This is a genomic window from Streptomyces sp. NBRC 110611 (genome assembly GCF_001590865.1).
Taxonomy (GTDB): domain Bacteria; phylum Actinomycetota; class Actinomycetes; order Streptomycetales; family Streptomycetaceae; genus Streptomyces.
On the sequence record NZ_BBUY01000009.1, the window covers coordinates 145,318 to 163,201 of the forward strand.

Below are 17,884 nucleotides of genomic sequence, written 5' to 3' on the forward strand. Positions count from 1 at the left end.
CCTGCAACGCATCCACCCCGGCCTCCTGCCCCGTGCACAGCCCCGGCCCGTACGCTGTCCCTCGTGACAGAGCCAGTGGTGCGGATCCCGGGCGCGAAGGTCGCGCTGTCCACGGCCTCGGTGTATCCGGAGTCGACGGCGACGGCCTTCGAGATCGCCGCGCGGCTGGGCTACGACGGTGTCGAGGTCATGGTGTGGACCGACCCTGTCAGCCAGGACATCGAGGCGCTGCGCCGGCTCTCCGACTACCACGGTGTACCGGTCCTGGCGGTGCACGCGCCCTGCCTGCTGATCACCCAGCGGGTCTGGTCCACCGACCCCTGGGTCAAACTGCAGCGTGCCCGTACGGCCGCGGAGAAGCTGGGCGCCTCGACCGTGGTCGTCCACCCGCCGTTCCGCTGGCAGCGCAGCTACGCCCGGGAGTTCGTCCGCGGGGTGTGGCGGATGGCCGGGGAGACGGACGTACGGTTCGCCGTCGAGAACATGTATCCGTGGCGCTACCGGGACCGCGAGATGCTGGCGTACGCGCCGGACTGGGACCCCACCAAGGAGGACTACCGGCACTTCACCGTCGACCTCTCGCACACCGCCACCGCGCGCAGCGACGCGCTGGCGATGGTGGAGCGGATGGGCGACCGGCTGGGGCACGTCCACCTCGCCGACGGAAACGGTTCTGCGAAGGACGAGCATCTGGTGCCGGGCCGCGGCGGCCAGCCCTGTGCCGAGGTGCTGGAGCGGCTGGCCGCCACCGGTTTCGACGGGCATGTGGTCATCGAGGTCAATACCCGTCGCGCGATGTCCGCCGCCGAACGCGAGGCCGACCTGGCCGAGGCGCTGGCCTTCACCCGGCTCCACCTGGCCTCGCCGTCCCGGGTGCCGGGCACCTGACGGCTACGAGGGCGTTCGCACCCCCGCCCGGGCCTCCGCACCGGATACGGAGGCCGTTCACACCCCGGGCACGCGTCTCATATACCGGAGTCCGGTGTCCAGATCCCGGATCAAGCGCGTAACCTCGGTCTCAGCTGCTACGCATACGTTTTCGTGTTTCCCGTCCCGAGGGAGTGACCCGTCATGCCCGAGCTGAGGTCCCGCACCGTTACCCACGGCCGCAACATGGCGGGCGCCCGCGCCCTGATGCGGGCCTCGGGCGTAGCGAGCGAGGACATCGGCAAGCCGGTCATCGCGGTCGCCAACTCGTTCACCGAGTTCGTGCCGGGGCACACCCACCTCGCCCCAGTCGGCCGGATCGTCTCCGACGCCATCCTGGCCGCCGGCGCCGTCCCCCGCGAGTTCAACACCATCGCCGTGGACGACGGCATCGCGATGGGCCACGGCGGCATGCTCTACTCGCTCCCCTCCCGCGACCTGATCGCGGACAGCGTCGAGTACATGGTGGAAGCCCACTGCGCCGACGCGCTGATCTGCATCTCCAACTGCGACAAGATCACCCCGGGCATGCTGATGGCCGCGATGCGCCTCAACATCCCGGTCGTCTTCGTCTCCGGCGGCCCGATGGAGGCCGGCCAGGCCACCCTCGTCGACGGTACGGTCCGCAAGCTCGACCTGATCAACGCGATCGTCGACTCGGTCAACGACCAGGTCTCCGACGAGGACGTCCTCCGCATCGAGGAGAACGCCTGCCCCACCTGCGGCTCCTGCTCCGGCATGTTCACCGCCAACTCGATGAACTGCCTGACGGAGGCCATCGGCCTGAGCCTCCCCGGCAACGGCTCGGTGCTCGCCACCCACACCGCCCGCCGCGCGCTGTACGAGAACGCCGGGCGCACGGTCGTGGAGATCACCAAGCGCTACTACGAGGACGGCGACGAGTCCGTCCTGCCGCGCAACATCGCCACCCGCGCCGCCTTCGAGAACGCCATGGCCCTCGACATCGCCATGGGCGGCTCCACCAACACCATCCTCCACCTCCTGGCCGCCGCCCAGGAGGCCGACCTCGGCTACGACCTCAAGGACATCGACGCCGTCTCGCGCCGCGTCCCCTGCCTGGCGAAGGTCGCCCCGAACGTCGCGCCCGGCGGCACGTACTACATGGAGGACGTGCACCGCGCCGGCGGCATCCCCGCCATCCTCGGCGAGCTCCACCGGGGCGGTCTGCTCAACGAGGACGTGCACACCGTCCACGCCGCCTCGCTCGCCGAGTGGCTCAAGACCTGGGACGTGCGCGGGGGTTCGCCGTCCGCCGAGGCCGTCGAGCTGTTCCACGCCGCGCCCGGCTGCCGGCGCTCCGCGACCGCGTTCTCGCAGTCCGAGCGCTGGGAGAGCCTGGACCTGGACGCCGCGGGCGGCTGTATCCGCGACGTCGCCCACGCCTACTCCGCGGACGGCGGCCTGGCGGTCCTCAAGGGCAACATCGCGGCGGACGGCTGCGTCGTGAAGACGGCCGGTGTCGACGAGTCGATCTGGACCTTCGAGGGCCCGGCCGTCGTCTGCGAGTCGCAGGAGGAGGCCGTCGACAAGATCCTCGCCAAGCAGGTCAAGGAGGGCGACGTCGTCGTCATCCGCTACGAGGGCCCGAAGGGCGGCCCGGGTATGCAGGAGATGCTCTACCCGACGTCGTTCCTCAAGGGCCGCGGTCTGGGCAAGGCGTGCGCCCTGGTCACCGACGGGCGCTTCTCCGGCGGTACGTCCGGCCTCTCCATCGGCCACGCCTCGCCCGAGGCGGCCTCCGGCGGCACCATCGCCCTCGTCGAGGACGGCGACCGCATCCGCATCGACATCCCCCGCCGGTCGATCGAGCTCCTTGTGGACGAGGCAGAGCTGACGCGCCGTCGAGAGGCCCTCGGCGGCGTCTACGCCCCCAAGTCCCGCGAGCGCAAGGTCTCGGCGGCCCTGCGCGCGTACGCGGCGATGGCCACCAGTGCGGACAAGGGCGCGGTCCGGGACGTGTCGAAGCTGGGCTGAGCGGCACTCAGGCCGGCAGAACAAATGCCCGAATCGCGGCTATAAGCAGTGAGATACTGCCGCCATGATGCTTGAGGAGCCTGGCCCCGCGGATGCATTGGCCGCGGTCACCACGCACGTCTGCGACTGCAGCGCCGTCGTCGAGGGCCTGCACGGCAGATGGGCCTGCACAGCCTGCGGCCGTGTGTCCCCGTACCTGGAACCCCCGCAGGGCTGGCAGTCGGAGCCCGGTTACGCGGACTGGAAGTGAGGCACCGCCTTCACGAACGATGACCAGGCGGCGGCACCGAAGATGAGCGCGGGGCCGCCGGGGTTCTTGCTGTCGCGGACGGGGACGAGGGCGGGGTGGTTGTCGGCGACCTCGACGCACTGGCCGCCGTCCTGGTTGCTGTACGAGCTCTTGCGCCAGGTGGCGGCGGCGAGGAAGTCGTCGGAGACCTCGATGCACTCGCCGCCGTCCGGGTTGCTGTAGCTGGACTTGCGCCAGGTGGCGTCGGCGAGGCAGTCGTCGGCGACCTCGACGCACGCGCCGCCGTCCTGGTTGCTGTAGCTGGACTTGCGCCAGGTGACAGTGCTCAGGTCGATGGTTCGCACGGCACTTCCTCCAACGTCTGGATGATGAACTTCCGCGAGTCGGCCGGGCTCAACGCCAGGTCTCGCACCGCATCGTACGCGTGTTGCAGACGCTCAACCGACTCTGATTCCTGGACGAGTTCGCCCGAGTATCCGGTCTCCACCCATGCCGCGGTGCGACCACCCGGGAGCCTCAGGAACATGGTGTCGGTGTTCGACAGAGCATGGGGACCAGCTTCAGACAGTACGACCTGAATGGTGATGTTCGGCCGCTCCCCCATGGCCACGAGGTGCTCCAACTGCTTCCGCCACTCGTCAGCGTCAGTGAGCGGCGTGCGCAGCACAGCCTCGGACAGGATGGTGCGGAACTGCGGCGGGTTGTCCGCATTCAGCACCTCGCAGCGCCCTATACGGGCATCGACCTGCCGCGTCAGCTCGTCGCCGCTGAGTCCGCCCGCCGCGAGCAAGGCGCGCGCATAGCCCGGCGTCTGGAGCAGTCCGGGAAGGACGCTCACGGCGTAGTGCCAAAGGCTCACCGCCTGGGACTCCAGGAACATGTAGCGCCGGTAACGCTCCTTGAATTGCGTGGGGTCTGCGGCCGCCAACTCCCACAGGGCCAGCAGCAGTCCAGGCGTTCCGTAGTGCTGGTCGAGGGCCTCGGCGACCTCCGGGCTGCCGATCGTCTGCCCGCTCTCCAGCTTCCCGAAGAGGGACGCGTCCCAGCCCAGCGCCTTGCCGAGCTGCCGCAGGCTCTCGCCTCGCTGTGTGCGCATTAACCGCAACTCCTCCGCGTAGCGTCGGCGCGGCTCCAGGCTTCGGCCGGTGACGGTTGTCCTCGGTGGCATGGCGACCTCCTCTGTGGAAGGTGTGGAATTAACGGTTCCGGGCGTAGAGCTACGGCCCGGATCTGTGGGGCAGTCCCCATCGCTGGCCCATGCTCGTAATGGCCGGAATACTCACGGTAGTTGGGCTCCGGCGTGCCATGCAGCGGAACGGCAGACGGGAGCGGCACCAAATGACCACAGAAGCCCACACGACAGAACCGCGCTCGGCGGCGCAGGAGGCGTGCGACGAGCTGGCCGCCGCACTCGCGGAGGCCGGCATCGTGCTGCCCTCGCTGGGCGTCGATCTCGTGACGTACAGCAGTCAGCGGCCGTCCGTGCTGATCGAGCTGGGGCGTTGCAATGTGGCGACGGCGCGTCGGCTCGTCGCGGCGCTCGCGAAGGCGGCCAGGTGAGCGGCGGCCGCCTCCCCTACGTCTCCCCGGCGTGCCATGTGGGCAGGCACGGGAGGTGCGACAAGGGTGTGCCCGAGCCGGGGATCGGCGTCGTGCCCGGGGTTCGGCGCGAGGTCTGTGTCTGTGACTGTCATGGCGAACCCGCGCCGGGGGCCTGCCGGTTCGCCGGGGGCTTCGTGGGCGATGCGGCCTGGGCGAGGAGGCCGTCGACGAACGTGCGGAGTCCCTGGGGGTAGGTGTCGCGTGCGGCCAGTGCGGGCCATTGGTCGCCGATGGCGGCCAGGTACGGCACCTGGGACGTGTCGAGGCTGCTGAAGAAGGTGTCGCTGTAGACGGGGGGCTCGCCGCCGGCCTGCCGGTGGGCGGTGCGGGCGCGTACGAGGATCTCGCCGACGGTGTAGTACCAGACGCCGCGGAAGAGGTCGACGGCCTGCGCGGGGGTGCATCCGCAGTCGCCGGCTCCGGCCACGATGGTTTCGACCATCCACAGCGCCGAGGCGTCCAGGAGGCCGACGAACCCGTCGATGGTGAGGACTTCCGCGGCCCATGGCCAGGCGGCGAGGGCGTCATGCATCGCGGTGGCGGCCGCGACGATGCGGTCCCGGGGGGCGTCGGCCGGCTGGGGGCGCTCGATGTGGCCGATGTAGTCGTTGAGCAGGAGGACCAGCAGGTCCTCCTTGTTCCGGATGTGGTGGTACAGGGTCGTCGCCCCGACTCCGGTCTCGGCGGCCAGCCGGCGGATGGTCAGCTTCTCCCAGCCGTCCCGGTCGATGAGCCGGCGGGCCGCCGCCAGGATCTGCGCACGGGAGGTCAGGGGCGGCCGGCCGGTGCGGCCGTGCGGTGCGTGCGGTGTGGTCGGTGCGGGGGGTCGGGGCATCGCCCCATCATGCCGTCGGCTTCCCGGCGCCGCGAACTGGGTGAGTTCTGCTGTCTTCTGCGCTGCGGACCGGTGCGAGTTCTGCCGTTTCCGTTTGTGGCGGCCGGTCCCGTGGTAGTTTCGGAACATGTTCGAAAAATTAGTCGGGAGCGCCCAGGGCGGAGTCCGCGATGACCGATAGTTCGCTGAGCGGGACGAAGAGGTCGAGTGCCCGGCCGGGGCTCATACTCGCCGCGGTGGCCGTCGTCCAGTTCATGGTGTCGCTGGACCTGTCGGTCGTGAACGTCGGACTCCCGCAGATCGCCGCCGGCCTCGGCTTCAGCGCCATGGGCCTGACCTGGGTGATCCACGCCTACGCCCTCACCTTCGGCGGGCTGCTCCTCCTGGGCGGCAAGGCCGCCGACCGGTACGGCCGCAGGCGCGTCCTGCTGCTCGGGCTCGGCCTGTTCGGCCTCGCCTCTCTCGTCGGCGGGTTCGCCCAGGAACCCGGCCATCTCGTCGCCGCCCGGGCGGCACAGGGCGTCGGGGCCGCCGCGCTGGCTCCGGCCGCACTGGCGCTGCTGACCGCGACGTTCCCCAGCGGCAAGCCCCGTATCCGGGCCTTCGGGGTGTGGAGCGCGATGAACGCCGCCGGAGGCGCCTTCGGCGTGCTGATCGGCGGCGTGCTCACCGAGTACGCCAGCTGGCGCTGGGTGATGTTCGTGAACGTGCCGATGGCCGCCGTCGCGCTGGCGCTGGCCTGGCGCGCCGTCGCCGCCACCCCGCCGAACACCCGCAGCGGCCGTCCGGACGTGCTCGGTGCCGTCCTGGCCACGGCGGGGATGACCCTGCTGGTGTTCGGTGTCGTGCGCACCGACCAGTACGCGTGGACCTCGCCGGTCACCCTGACGACGCTGGCGGTCGCCGTCGCGCTGCTGGTCGCGTTCGTCCTCGTCGAGCGGACCACGTCCCGCGAACCGCTGGTCCGGCTCGGCCTGTTCGCCAACCGCTCGGTCGCCGGCGCGAACTCCTACAACCTCCTGGTCGGCGCGGCGATGGCCTCGGCCTTCTACTTCGTGTCGCTCTACCTCCAGCGCGTGCTCGGGCAGGGGCCGGCGATGACCGGGATCATGTACCTGCCGCTCGCCCTCGGTGTGGTCGTCGGCTCCTTCCTCGCCATCAAACTCGGGTACCGGCTCGCTCCCCGCACGCTGCTGATCGGCGGCGGGCTGGTGACCGCGGCCGGGTTCGCCTGGTTCGGTCTGATCAGCTCCGACGGCACCTTCGCCGTCGATGTCCTCGGCCCCTCGATCGTCACCGCCGTCGGCTTCGGGCTCTGCCTCGGGCCGGTGGTCTCCACCGCCACCGCCGGCGTCGAGCCCCACGAGGTCGGCACCGCCTCGGGTCTGCTCAACAGTGCGCGCCAGATCGGCGCCGCCCTCGGACTGGCCGCCCTCGGCACCGCGTCCCACGACCGCACCGGCCCGGTCGTCACCCCCGAGACCCTCAACGACGGCTACGCGCTCGGCCTGACGCTCGGCGCCGGGCTCCTGGTCGCCGCCGTCCTCATCGCCCTCACCGTCCTGCCCCGGACCGGCCCGCCGGCGCCGGCCGGGCGGCAGACCGAGGAGGAGCGTGACCTGCTCCCCGCCCGGGAGTGACCACGGGAGCCGGCGGTCCGGGGACCAGGACCGCCGGCTCCCCCCCCCGTAACTGTCAGGCATTGGTTTCTCCATTCCGTGCATGTAAAACGCATGGCGACGGATGTGAAGTGAACATGTCGCCATGGGCCATCCGGCTGCTAGCGTCACTATCGCTTTCCGTATGTCAGGGACGGGCGGGAAGCGGCACATTCATGTTCGTGACGCGATGGACCGATGCCGTGCGCCGGTGACCGGCGTGGGTGGCCAAACGGGGGAGATGCATTGTGTTGCACCAAGCCGGCACCACCGGTGCGCCCTGGGAAGACGTAGCGGATTCGGTCGAGTTCATTCCTGCCGAGTATTCCAGCAGGACCCAGCCGGAATCCGTGGCGCGGGAAATGCTCGGCTGCACGGCCGCGGATATCGACAGGCTCGTCGGCGCCGGGTTGCCGTTCGATGACCGGTCCGGGGTACGTCACTTCGACGCGAACGACCTGTACAACCTCGGCATGTATTCGAGGAAGTCGACGACACAGCCGGAGCTGGCGTTCCGTATGCTCTTCCGGTTCGCCGGCCGACCGGTCGGCGATCTGCTGCGCGCGAAGTCCTGGGACTTCCGGGTCCAGCTGGAGTGCACCGACTGTGCCGGGCCCGCGCCGTGGCACTTCGAGGAGCCGGATGTCGTCCGGTTCGGCGGCCGGGTGACGGACGTGACCGTGCCGGTGGCCGGTTCGGGGCGGTCGGAGTACGCGGCGACGGTCACCACGGCCGGCGCGCGCACGCCCCTGGTCTCGTCGACGCTGCGGCGGCTCACCCGCGAGTACCTGGACGCCGGCTACCGCTGGCAGATGATCCCGGTATCCATGCAGGCCGACTACGAGTTGGTGCACCGGCTCGGCGCGACGAGCTGTATCGCGGCGAGCCTGCTGCTGGCCGAGCGCTTCCGCGCGGCCGGGTACCGGGCCGAGGCGCGGCGGGGCTGGTTCTGCGGTGTGCTGGGCGGCGCTCTCGACCTGCCGCACGCGTGTGTCGAGGTCGAGGACGACGACGGCGCGCTGCGGACCGTCGACATCGCCAAGGCGCAGCTGGCCGCGCGGCTTCCGATGAACACCGAGGAGTTCCAGGAACTGTGCCTCGGATCGATCTACAACAAGGTGATTCCGTCCACCGCCTCCGGTAATGCGCCCTTCGGTTATCACGCATGCGGTTCACCGCTGCCGATCCAGGTGCGCGCGGATATTCGTGCGGTGCGCAAGAACTGACGTCGGGGTCTCTACGTGGGGAAAGATGAGTGAAAATGGCGGTACGTGAGATCGAGCCGGTTCTGCTGAACCTCGACCGGCTGGAGCACCTGGCCGAAACCGGCTACTACAACCCGTACACGATGTTCGACTGGCCCGAATCGATCGAGCCCGACCTCCCGTGGATGAGCGAGAGCCTGACCACGCTGGCGGGCACGCCGATGTGGGACGAGCTGTCCCGCGAACAGCAACTCGCGCTGACCAGGTACGAGGCGATCAACTTCTTCAGCCTCAATATTCACGGCATCCGTGAATTGATGAGCGAAGTGGTGATGCGCATCCACGAGCGGACTTATGCGAACGTCTCGGATTTCCTCCACCACTTCATCGGTGAGGAGAACGAGCACATGTGGTTCTTCGCACGGTTCTGTCTGCGCTACGGCGGCAAGCTGTATCCGGCTCAGCCTTCGCTGAAGGCCGGCTCGGTCGATCATCTCTCACCGGTGGCCCGCGAGCTGATCGTGTTCGCGCGCATCCTGATCTTCGAGGAGATCGTCGACTACTACAACGCGCACATGGCCACCGACCAGTCGTTGCCGCGGATCGCCCGGGAGATCAACCGGGTGCACCACCAGGACGAGAGCAGGCATGTCGCGTTCGGCCGGATGGTCTTCGTCAACCTGCTCGACCAGGTGGTCAAGCGTGATCCGGCCGAGGTGCCGGTGGTCGCCGAATACCTCGAAAGCTACCTCCAGTACAGCATCGCCACCCTCTACAACCCGGCCGCCTACCGGGACGCGGGCATCCCGGACGCGCTGGCGCTGCGGCGGCGCGCGCTGGAACACCCCGCCCGGGTGACGGCGCATGACGAGGTGCTCAAGCGGACCCGGAAATTTCTGTCCAAAGCGGGTGTCGGTAGGGAAGCCATCGCATGAGCGTTCAGATGCAGGCGGTACGGGAGTTCATCCTCGGCCGCAACCCCAAGCTCGGTGAGGTGTCCGACGAGCTGGATCTGATCGACAGCCGGGCCATCAATTCGCTGGCCTTCGTCGAGTTCATCTTCCTGCTGGAGGAACTGATCGGCGAGTCGATCGATCCGGAGGACGTGGACCTGGACGACTTCCGCACCCTCAACGCGATCGAAGCACGTTTCTTCCAGCCGAAAGCAGCACGATGACCACAGCGGCCGACAACGGCTTGACAGTTCTCGACGGCGGCCAGCTGCGTCTGCTGCGGGCCATCGACACCGTCTTCCGGGGCTTCGCCGAGGACTGGGACGCTCCGGAGTTCCGGTTCCCGTTCCTGATGCGGTGCCAGGACCTGGACAGGTTCGACTACTACGACAACTTCCCGCATCTGGGGCTCGCCGTCACCGGGCTCGCCCCGGAACGCCTCGGCAGCCTGCTGACCGAGGTGGACCGGCCGGTGGACCGCCTGCCGACCGAGGTGATGGAGGCGAGCGGGTTCGCCCTGCCGTCGGCGGCGTGCTACGCGCTCTACGCCGATCTGGCCGGTGCGAAGCTGCCTGCCGAGGGGACGCTGCGGACCACCGTCGGTACGTGTTTCCGCAAGGAGAGCCACTACGACGGGCTGCAGCGGCTGCTCGGCTTCTCCATGCGGGAGATCGTCTGCGTCGGGCCCGAGGACGGTGCCAAGAAGTTCCTGCTCCGCGCCAAGGAAGCCGTAGCGGCCCTGTGCACCGAACTCGGCCTGGACTTCCGGGTCGAGGTCGCCACCGACCCGTTCTTCGACAAGAACAGCGGCAAGGCGAAGATGCAGCGGCTGTTCCCGGTGAAGGAGGAGTTCGTCGTCGACGGCCTGGCGATCGGCTCGGTCAACTACCACCGGAACTTCTTCGGCGAGCGGTGCGCCATCCAGGCCGGTGAGGCCACCGCGCACACCAGCTGCCTCGCCTTCGGCCTCGAACGATGGGTGCACACCCTGACCGAGCGGTTCGGCACCGCCGCCGCCGCGGCGTCCGCGGTCGAGAGCCTGCGCTGATGCGTACCACCCTGGCGCGGGCCCTCGGCCTGGAGGTGAGCCTGCTGCAGTCGGGCATGGGCGGGGTCGCGGGCGCGGAGCTGGCCTGCGCGGTGTCCAACGCCGGAGCGGCGGGCTGTGCGGGCGGCTACAAGCTCGTCGGCGGGGCGCTGTCGGCGATGCTCCGCCGGCTGACCGCGGGTACCGATCGCCCGGTCGGCGTGAACCTGATCCCGGAGGTGGTCGGGCCGGACGAGCTCGACCGGCAAGTGGCGCAGGTACTCGACGAGACACCCGGGCGCGTGCACCTGTCCTTCTTCGGCATGCCGGACGACGCGGTGTTCGCCCGCGTGGCCGCGGCGGGCCGGAAGACGGTGGTCCAGATCGGGACGGTCGAGGACGGTGTCCACGCGGCCGCGCACGGCGCGGTCGTGGTGGCCCAGGGCACCGAGGCGGGCGGTCACCTCCTCGGTACGTCGCACCGTGACGAGCTGGTGGCCGCGCTGCGGGAACGGCTGCCCGAGGCCTGCCTGGTCGCCTCGGGCGGGATCGGCTCGCCGGAGGAGGCCGGGCGGGTGCTGGCCGCCGGCGCCGACGGGGTGCTGCTCGGCACCGCCTTCGTCGTCGCCCATGAATCAAGGGCCCACGCCCGTTTCAAGTCGGCGGTGGCCGGAGCCGACGCGACCGACACCGTGATCACCGATGTGTACGAGGTCGGATGGCCGGGCCGGCGGCACCGCGTCCTGGCCACGGCCGTGACCGCCGACCCGGATCAGCCCGCGAAGTTCATCGGCAGAACGGTGGTCGAGGGCAAGCCGTACCTGGTGCCGCGGTTCAGCGCGGCGGTGCCCACCGAAGCCACCAGCGGCCGCATCGAAGAGATGGCGCTGTACTGCGGCCGGTCCTGCGGCGCGATCGCGCACGAAGTCCCGGCGGCCGAGGTCGTCGCCGCCTTCGCGCGGGTCCTGCCGGGGGCCGGGGCCGTCAAGAGCGAGGAGAAGGAGGAGAGTTATGCCGGCCGATGAGGCGCAGGACCACCACCACGACCTGAGTTACCGCGAGGACACCGCACCGGTACGCACCAGGGAGGGCGTCGAGCTCTACTGCGAGTCCACCGGTGAGGGCGTCGCCATCACGACGCTCAACAACTTCTTCTTCAGCGCGCCGTTCTGGCGGGAGTACACCGGGGAACTCGCCCGGCACCACCGGGTCATCAGCTACGACCTCTGCAACCACGGCCGGTCCACCCGGCTCGCGCAGGAGCCGACCTGGGAGGAGCACGCCCAGGACCTGATCGGGCTGCTCGACGCGCTGGAGATTCCGTCGACGTATCTGATCGCCTCGTCGGCCTCCACCCAGCTCGCCCGGGACGTGGCGCTCGCGTACCCGGACCGGGTCCGGGGGCTCGTCCTCGCCGGACCGGTCGTCGGCCCGCAGGGAATGCGGCGGCACCGGATGCTGCAGCGGGCCTGGCTGCGGACCCTGAACAGCTATGGCATGCCCGAGCTGTACAGCCATATGTACCCCGAGGTGATCAGCACGGACATGAACGAGGAGACCCGTACGCCGGGCTTCCTCGGCCTCCGGGAGAGCTTCCTGGCCATGTCGACGCCCGAGGAGCTCAACAACGGGCTGACACTGGCGCAACAAGGCGACCCCAGCCCGGAGTTGCTGACGCGGATCCAGGCGCCGACGCTGATCGCCCTCGGCGACGACGACATCCTGCTCGGCCCGACGGCCGGCCACGAGCTGGCGGCGTTGTTCCCGCAAGGCCGCTGCGTGATCATGCCGAAGGCCGGCCATGTGCCCTTCCTCGACGAACCCGAGGGCTTCCAGGAGATCGTCCGGAAGTTCATCGACGAAGTGGAAGCGCATGTCTGACCCGGCGGCCGAGGTACGGCAGCGGATCCGCGAACTGCTGGCCGGTGTCTTCGGCGACCCCTCCTTCGTCAGCACAGTGGACGACGCGGTGTCGCTCCGCGAGGCGGGGGTCCCGTCCACCGCGCTGGTCGCCCTGCTGGTCGCGATGGAGGACGCGTTCGGATTCGAGTGGGACGACGACGTCCGGCCGGAGGTGCTGCGCTCGATCGACTCGCTGGCGTGCCATGTCGTGGCGCTGCGCACCTGAGGCCGTCACGGTGACCGCTGAGCTCGCCGAACCCTGGGGCGTGGCACCGGAGATGTCGGTGGAGACGTATCCGGTGCCGCCGCCCCACGGACCGGCCGAGCAGTCCGCGGCCGGCCGCCGGGCGGCCGCCGCGGCGCTCGCCGCGGCCGGGTCGGCCGAGCGGACGGTGCCCCGGGCCCCGGACGGCAGGCCGCTCTTCCCGCCGGGGTTCGCCGGTTCGATCTCCCACACCGGCCGGCTCGCGGTCGCGGCGGTGGTCCCCGGTGCCGAGGCGGTCGGCGTCGACATCGAGTCCGCGGTCATCACCCCCCGTGCGGCGGCGTTCCTCCTCCGGGAACGGGAGCGGCGCTCGCTGCTCGCCCCGGCCGGGGCCTACACCGCGCGCGACCTGTTCGCCGCCAAGGAAGCGGCGTACAAGGCGATGAACCGCCGGGGCACGCTGGGGGAGTTCCTCTTCTGGCAGATCGCCCTCGGCCGCTCCGATGGCGAGTTGACCGCGACGTACGGCGGCGAATCGGTGCCTCTGTGGATTCGCTCGGAGGCGGATCTTTCGTTCGCCGTGGCGATACGGCGTTGAACTTCATGAGATGGAAAGACAGCGCAATGGACCACGAAATTCTTCAGACCGTCGATGACATGTTCCGCAGTGAACTGCACGTGGCGGAGATCAAGCCCGACGTCCCCCTGGTGGACTACGGACTCGACTCGGTCCGCTCCATCACCCTGGTCGTCGAGATGGAGGCCAGGTTCGACGTGCGCATTTCGGATGAACAGGCCGCCTCGATGCACACCTTGAGCGATGTCGTGGACCGGATCAGCGAGCTGCTGACCGTACGGGCCGGCCAAGGGGAAGGGAACGGATGAACGCCGCTTCGGACTTCGAACGGTACACCCGGCCGGAGCTCGCCAGGCTCTTCCGAGCGCTGCACCTGGATGTCACGTACCGGGCGGGCCAGGGTGACCACCTGACCCGGGAGCTGCCCGCGGGGGAGGACGGTGCCGCGGGTGCGGACCGGATTCTCGACCTGGTCGGCGGCGCGGGTTCGTCGCTCTTCGGGCACAACCACCCGGCCCTGCTGGAGACGGCCCGGAGGTGTTTCGACGCGCAGATCCCGTTCAACGCCCAGGTCAGCGTCCGGCCGGCGACGGCCGCGCTGGCCAGGCGGCTGTCGGAGGCGGTCGGGGCCTCGACCGGTGCGCGCTATGTGGTCACCCTCGGCAACACCGGCGCGGACGCGGTGGAAGCCGCGGTGAAGCACGCGACGGTCGAGCACCGGCGGCGGCTCGGCGCACTGCAGGAGGAGGTCGAACTGTCCCTGCGGCGGGTGCGGCGGGACGGCCTCGCGGACACCCCGTGCGCGAGCGGGCCCGGCGTCGGCCGCCCCTGCGCGGAGGTGCTGACCGAGGCGCTCGCCCGGATCGACGCCATGCGGCGGCAGGACCCCGTCTTCGTCTCGCTGCGCAACGCCTTCCACGGCAAGTCGGCCGGTGCCGGGACGCTGACGCACGGCGCCAATGTGCCGGGGGATCTGCATGTGCCGGGACCGCGGCACCGGCGGCTGAGCGACTGGACGCCGCGGACGGTGGTGACCGCGCTCGACTCCGAACGCGACGCGATATGCCTGGTCACCGTCGATGCCAAGGGAACTCCGGGCTCCGTCGTACGTCAGCTGTCGCCGGTGGCCGCCTGCTTCGTCGAGCCCATCCAGGGCGAGTCCGGGGTGCACGAGGTCCCCGACGAGACCCTCGCCGCCCTGCGCGAGCTGGCCGACCGGCACGAGGCGGCCCTGGTGTTCGACGAGATCCAGTGCGGCATGGGGCGTACCGGGACCTTCCTCGCCTCCGAGGCCTCCGGCGTGGTCGCCGACTACTACCTGTTCTCCAAGTCCCTCGGGGGCGGACTGGCCAAGATCTCGGCGCTGCTGGTCGACGCGGAGCGCTATGTACCGGAGTTCGGCCGCCACCATACGTCCACGTTCGCCGACGACGACTTCTCGTCGTCGATCGCGAAGGCCGCCGTGGACCTGTCCTTCGTCTATCGCGACCGGATCGTCGAGACGGGCACGCTGCTGCGTGAGCGGCTGCGGCGGATCGCCGCGCGGTGGCCGGACGTCATCGTCGAGGTGCGCGGCCGCGGCCTGCTCCTCGGCGTCGAATTCGTGCTGCCGCGGCCCGGGTCGGGGCTGCTGCGCGAGGCGATCGACTCCGAGTCGCTCGGCTATCTCATCGCGGGACGGCTGCTGCACACCCACCGGATCAGGGTCATCCCCACCCTGTCCGCCCCCACGACCGTCCGGGTCCAGCCGTCGGCGCTGCTGGAGGCCGCGGACGTGGACCGTGTCGAGGCCGCGTTCGAGGACGTGGCCGAGCTGCTCGGGCGCGGGGACTACGCGACCCTGCTGGAGCACCTGACCGTGCCGGCCGCCACCGAGTGGCAGCCCAGAGTGCATGTCCCGCTGCCGCGCAGCGAATGGCGGCCGCAGCACGCCGGCCGGCGCGCGGGCGTGCCGCGCGTCGCGTTCCTCGCCAACATCGACAGCCCGGCCAAGCTCGGGTCGCTGGCGCCCGAACTGGCCCGGTGGTCGGAGGAGCAGAGCACGGCGGCGCTCGACCGGATGTGGGGCGAACTGGACCCGTTCGAGGTCACCCGGCATGTCATCACCTCCGAGGCCCGGGGCGAGGTCGAAGTCGTCATGGTGGCGGCGCCGTTCACCGCCGCCCAGGCCAACGCCGCGCTGCGGGCCGGCCATGGCGCCTGGCTGCGGCGGACGGTCCTGGACGCGGTGGATCTGGGGGTCTCGCTCGGTGCCGAGGTCATCGGCCTCGGCGGCCATACGTCGATCGTCACCAACGCCGCGCGGGACGTGGTCGAGAGCGGCATCAAGGTGACCTCGGGCAACTCGCTGACCGCGGCCTGCGCCTACGATCTGCTCCGCCTTCAGCTGGCCGACTCGGACGGCCCGCGCCGCGTGGGCGTCGTGGGCGGAATCGGGAACATCGGCGCGGTGATGGCGGAACTCATCGCCCCGCACTGCGATTCGATGGTGCTCGTCGGCCGCCCCGGCTCGGGACGGCGGCTCGCGACGGTCGCCGAGCGGCTGGAGGGCGGGGCGGACATCTCGATCGCCGAGGACATGTCCGCGCTGCGGGACTGCCCGATCGTGATCAGTGCCACGAACGCGGCGGAGCCGGTGATCCTGCCCGGTCATCTCGCCGACGACCGGAAGGTCCTGGTGTGCGATCTCGCCGTGCCCGGCGATGTGCACCTGAGCGTGGCGGGCCTGTCGAACGTGACGCTGGTCTCCGGCGGCCGCATTCAGCTGCCGGGTGTCCAGACCCCGCACTTCCCGGGCCTCACCCTGCCGCCGGGAATCCTCTACTCCTGCATGGCCGAGACGATGCTGCTCGGATTCGAGCCGGAGACCCCGAGCTCCTCCTACGGCGGCCTCACCTCGGCCGGTGTGCTCGCGGCCCGGGACCTGGCGGCCCGGCACGGGTTCCACCCCGCACGCATCGTCTCCGACGACATCTCCGTACAGCCGTGGGTCGCGGACCGGTTCGGCACCACTACCGAGGAGCGCATGGGATGACCGCATTTCACACGCGATCCGCGAGCGTCCTGCACGCGTTGTGGGAACACGCGGAACGCGGATCCGACGCACCGGTGATCAAGCTGATCCCGGAACCGGGCAGAGAGGAACTCCTGCGCTACGACACCCTCGTCGAGAACGCGGCGCGCTGCGCGGCGGCCCTCGCCGAGCACGGTGTCGGCCGCGGCGACCGGGTGGTGCTCTGTCTGCCGACGGGTCAGGCGTTCCTCACCGCCTTCTTCGGGATCCAGCTGCTCGGCGCCATGCCGACCGCGATCTCCGTGCCCATGCGCTTCGGCGGTGCCGCGGGCGTCGAAGGCCAGCTGAAGGACCTCGCGGGATATCTGCGCCCGGCCGCGCTCGTCACCACGGCCGACGTGATCGAGGCGCTCCCGCATCTCGTCGACACCCACCTGGTCGACGGCGAGCAGCTCCTCGCGCGCGCCACGTCGAGCGACGCCCCGAAGCACCCCGTCCGCCTGCCGAAGAGCGAGGACCTGGCCCTGATCCAGTGCACCTCCGGGTCGACGGGCCGGCCCAAGGGCGTCATGATCTCGCACGCCAACATGGCCGCGAACTGCGAGCAGTTCATCAGCGCCGCCGGCTGGACCCGTGCGGACACGGCGGTCAACTGGGTGCCCCTGTACCACGACATGGGGCTGTTCACCGGAGTCCTCTACCCCGTGTACGCCGGCGCGGACTCGGTCCTGATGCCGCCCAGCCGGCTGCTGCGCGCGCCGGCCGACTGGCTGCGGCACATCAGCGCCCACCGCGGCGCCGTCTCGGCCGCGCCGAACTTCGCCTTCGGATATGCCGCCGCCCGGATACGCGACGAGGAACTCGACGGCGTGGACCTCTCCAGCTGGCGTATCTCGATCTGCGGGGCGGAACCCATCCAGCCCGCCACCATGGAGCGCTTCTTCGAGCGGTTCGGCCGATGGGGCCTGCCCGCCACCATGCCGCTGCCCTCGTACGGCATGGCGGAGGCCTCCCTGATCATCACCACCACACGGCCGGAGGAGCCGCTCCGCTTCGACTCCATCGACCGGAGATCCGCCGCCGAGGGACGGGCCGTCGACGCCGAGCCGCACAGCGCGGACGCGGTACGGATCGTGGACTGCGGCCGGCCGGTGGCCGATACCGAGGTCCGGATAGTCGACGAGCACGGTCAGCTGCTGGGGGAGAACCGTATCGGGCATATCCAGTTCCGCGGCCCCGCGCGCACGCTCGGATACTTCGACCTGCCGGAGGAGACCGCGGCGACGACCGACGCGCCGGACTGGTGGAAGACCGGCGACATCGGCTACCTGCGCGACGGCGGCCTGCGGATCACCAGCCGGGCCAAGGACCTGATCATCATCCGCGGCGCCAACTACTTCCCCTCGGACTTCGAGCAGGCCGCGGAGAAGGTGCCCGGGGTCCGCCTGGGCGCCGTGGTCGCGGTCGGGCACCAGCCGGAGCACAGCGACACCGAGGAGCTCCACCTGATCGTCGAGACCGAGCTGGACGGCGAGCAGCACGAACCACTGCGCCAAGCGGTCCGGGCCGCGGTCACCTCCGCCACCGGCGTGCCCCCCGCGGGGATCCACCTGGTGCCGAAGCGGAGCATCCCCAAGACGACCAGCGGGAAGCTCCAGCGGGCGAAGGCGCGGGGGTTGTTCGTGGCCCAGGACGGACTCGCCGGGCTGCCGGCCACATCAGCACAGTGAAGACA

The 17,884-nt window shown here is 70.3% G+C and carries 18 protein-coding genes; 15 read left to right on the forward strand and 3 right to left on the reverse strand.

What is annotated here, in order from left to right; all coding sequences use genetic code 11:
- Positions 1 to 63: 63 nt before the first annotated feature.
- Together AZE13_RS20555 and ilvD are read left to right on the forward strand one after the other, a co-directional pair.
- Positions 64 to 888 (forward strand): sugar phosphate isomerase/epimerase family protein, encoded by an 825-nt coding sequence (locus AZE13_RS20555; RefSeq protein ID WP_079124193.1) that lies wholly within the window; start codon positions 64 to 66, stop codon positions 886 to 888.
- A gap of 183 nt (positions 889 to 1,071) precedes the next feature.
- Positions 1,072 to 2,922 (forward strand): dihydroxy-acid dehydratase, encoded by a 1,851-nt coding sequence (gene ilvD / locus AZE13_RS20560; protein ID WP_066933796.1) that lies wholly within the window; start codon positions 1,072 to 1,074, stop codon positions 2,920 to 2,922.
- Between the two features lie 231 nt (positions 2,923 to 3,153).
- Here the strand turns inward: ilvD and AZE13_RS20565 are convergent, their stop codons facing one another.
- On the reverse strand, positions 3,154 to 3,516 hold the full coding sequence (locus AZE13_RS20565; protein WP_066933799.1) for a DUF397 domain-containing protein: 363 nt from the start codon (positions 3,514 to 3,516) through the stop codon (positions 3,154 to 3,156).
- Positions 3,498 to 4,340: a helix-turn-helix domain-containing protein gene (locus AZE13_RS20570; RefSeq protein ID WP_066933802.1), complete on the reverse strand. Its 843-nt coding sequence runs from the start codon at positions 4,338 to 4,340 to the stop codon at positions 3,498 to 3,500. The genes AZE13_RS20565 and AZE13_RS20570 overlap by 19 nt, the downstream gene beginning before the upstream one ends.
- Before the next feature lie 170 nt (positions 4,341 to 4,510).
- Here AZE13_RS20570 and AZE13_RS20575 point away from each other — a divergent pair, with 170 nt between their 5' ends.
- Positions 4,511 to 4,732: a hypothetical protein gene (locus AZE13_RS20575; RefSeq protein ID WP_066933805.1), complete on the forward strand. Its 222-nt coding sequence runs from the start codon at positions 4,511 to 4,513 to the stop codon at positions 4,730 to 4,732.
- A 130-nt stretch (positions 4,733 to 4,862) separates the two neighbouring features.
- Here the strand turns inward: AZE13_RS20575 and AZE13_RS20580 are convergent, their stop codons facing one another.
- Positions 4,863 to 5,609, reverse strand: a complete 747-nt coding sequence (locus AZE13_RS20580) for a TetR/AcrR family transcriptional regulator (RefSeq protein ID WP_079124194.1) — start codon at positions 5,607 to 5,609, stop codon at positions 4,863 to 4,865.
- Positions 5,610 to 5,863: 254 nt separating this feature from the next.
- On the opposite strand from AZE13_RS20580, the gene AZE13_RS20585 reads away from it, so the two are divergent.
- The 12 genes from AZE13_RS20585 (at position 5,864) to AZE13_RS20640 (ending at position 17,879) form a co-directional block, all read left to right on the forward strand.
- A complete protein-coding gene (locus AZE13_RS20585) occupies positions 5,864 to 7,249 on the forward strand; it encodes an MFS transporter (protein ID WP_398780185.1) in 1,386 nt (461 codons plus the stop codon).
- 368 nt (positions 7,250 to 7,617) lie between these two features.
- Positions 7,618 to 8,493 (forward strand): hypothetical protein, encoded by an 876-nt coding sequence (locus AZE13_RS20590; protein ID WP_181690393.1) that lies wholly within the window; start codon positions 7,618 to 7,620, stop codon positions 8,491 to 8,493.
- Positions 8,494 to 8,528: 35 nt separating this feature from the next.
- Complete coding sequence (locus AZE13_RS20595) at positions 8,529 to 9,407, forward strand: diiron oxygenase (RefSeq protein WP_066933814.1); 879 nt, start codon at positions 8,529 to 8,531, stop codon at positions 9,405 to 9,407.
- On the forward strand, positions 9,404 to 9,649 hold the full coding sequence (locus AZE13_RS20600; RefSeq protein WP_066933817.1) for an acetyl xylan esterase: 246 nt from the start codon (positions 9,404 to 9,406) through the stop codon (positions 9,647 to 9,649). Before AZE13_RS20595 ends, AZE13_RS20600 begins: the two co-directional genes overlap by 4 nt.
- A complete protein-coding gene (locus AZE13_RS20605) occupies positions 9,646 to 10,473 on the forward strand; it encodes a hypothetical protein (protein ID WP_066933820.1) in 828 nt (275 codons plus the stop codon). Before AZE13_RS20600 ends, AZE13_RS20605 begins: the two co-directional genes overlap by 4 nt.
- Positions 10,473 to 11,477 (forward strand): NAD(P)H-dependent flavin oxidoreductase, encoded by a 1,005-nt coding sequence (locus AZE13_RS20610; RefSeq protein ID WP_066933823.1) that lies wholly within the window; start codon positions 10,473 to 10,475, stop codon positions 11,475 to 11,477. The genes AZE13_RS20605 and AZE13_RS20610 overlap by 1 nt, the downstream gene beginning before the upstream one ends.
- Positions 11,464 to 12,333 carry an alpha/beta fold hydrolase gene (locus tag AZE13_RS20615; RefSeq protein WP_066933825.1) on the forward strand — a complete coding sequence of 290 codons (870 nt, stop codon included), beginning with the start codon at positions 11,464 to 11,466 and terminating at the stop codon, positions 12,331 to 12,333. Before AZE13_RS20610 ends, AZE13_RS20615 begins: the two co-directional genes overlap by 14 nt.
- Positions 12,326 to 12,580: a phosphopantetheine-binding protein gene (locus AZE13_RS20620; RefSeq protein ID WP_066933828.1), complete on the forward strand. Its 255-nt coding sequence runs from the start codon at positions 12,326 to 12,328 to the stop codon at positions 12,578 to 12,580. The genes AZE13_RS20615 and AZE13_RS20620 overlap by 8 nt, the downstream gene beginning before the upstream one ends.
- Positions 12,581 to 12,590: 10 nt before the next feature.
- The gene (locus AZE13_RS20625; protein ID WP_181690394.1) at positions 12,591 to 13,157 is read left to right on the forward strand and encodes a 4'-phosphopantetheinyl transferase superfamily protein; all 567 of its coding nucleotides are present in this window, start codon (positions 12,591 to 12,593) and stop codon (positions 13,155 to 13,157) included.
- Between the two features lie 26 nt (positions 13,158 to 13,183).
- Positions 13,184 to 13,444 carry an acyl carrier protein gene (locus AZE13_RS20630; RefSeq protein WP_066933834.1) on the forward strand — a complete coding sequence of 87 codons (261 nt, stop codon included), beginning with the start codon at positions 13,184 to 13,186 and terminating at the stop codon, positions 13,442 to 13,444.
- The gene (locus AZE13_RS20635) at positions 13,441 to 16,170 is read left to right on the forward strand and encodes an aminotransferase class III-fold pyridoxal phosphate-dependent enzyme (protein ID WP_066933837.1); all 2,730 of its coding nucleotides are present in this window, start codon (positions 13,441 to 13,443) and stop codon (positions 16,168 to 16,170) included. The genes AZE13_RS20630 and AZE13_RS20635 overlap by 4 nt, the downstream gene beginning before the upstream one ends.
- On the forward strand, positions 16,167 to 17,879 hold the full coding sequence (locus tag AZE13_RS20640) for a fatty acyl-AMP ligase (protein WP_066933839.1): 1,713 nt from the start codon (positions 16,167 to 16,169) through the stop codon (positions 17,877 to 17,879). The genes AZE13_RS20635 and AZE13_RS20640 overlap by 4 nt, the downstream gene beginning before the upstream one ends.
- Positions 17,880 to 17,884: the final 5 nt, after the last annotated feature.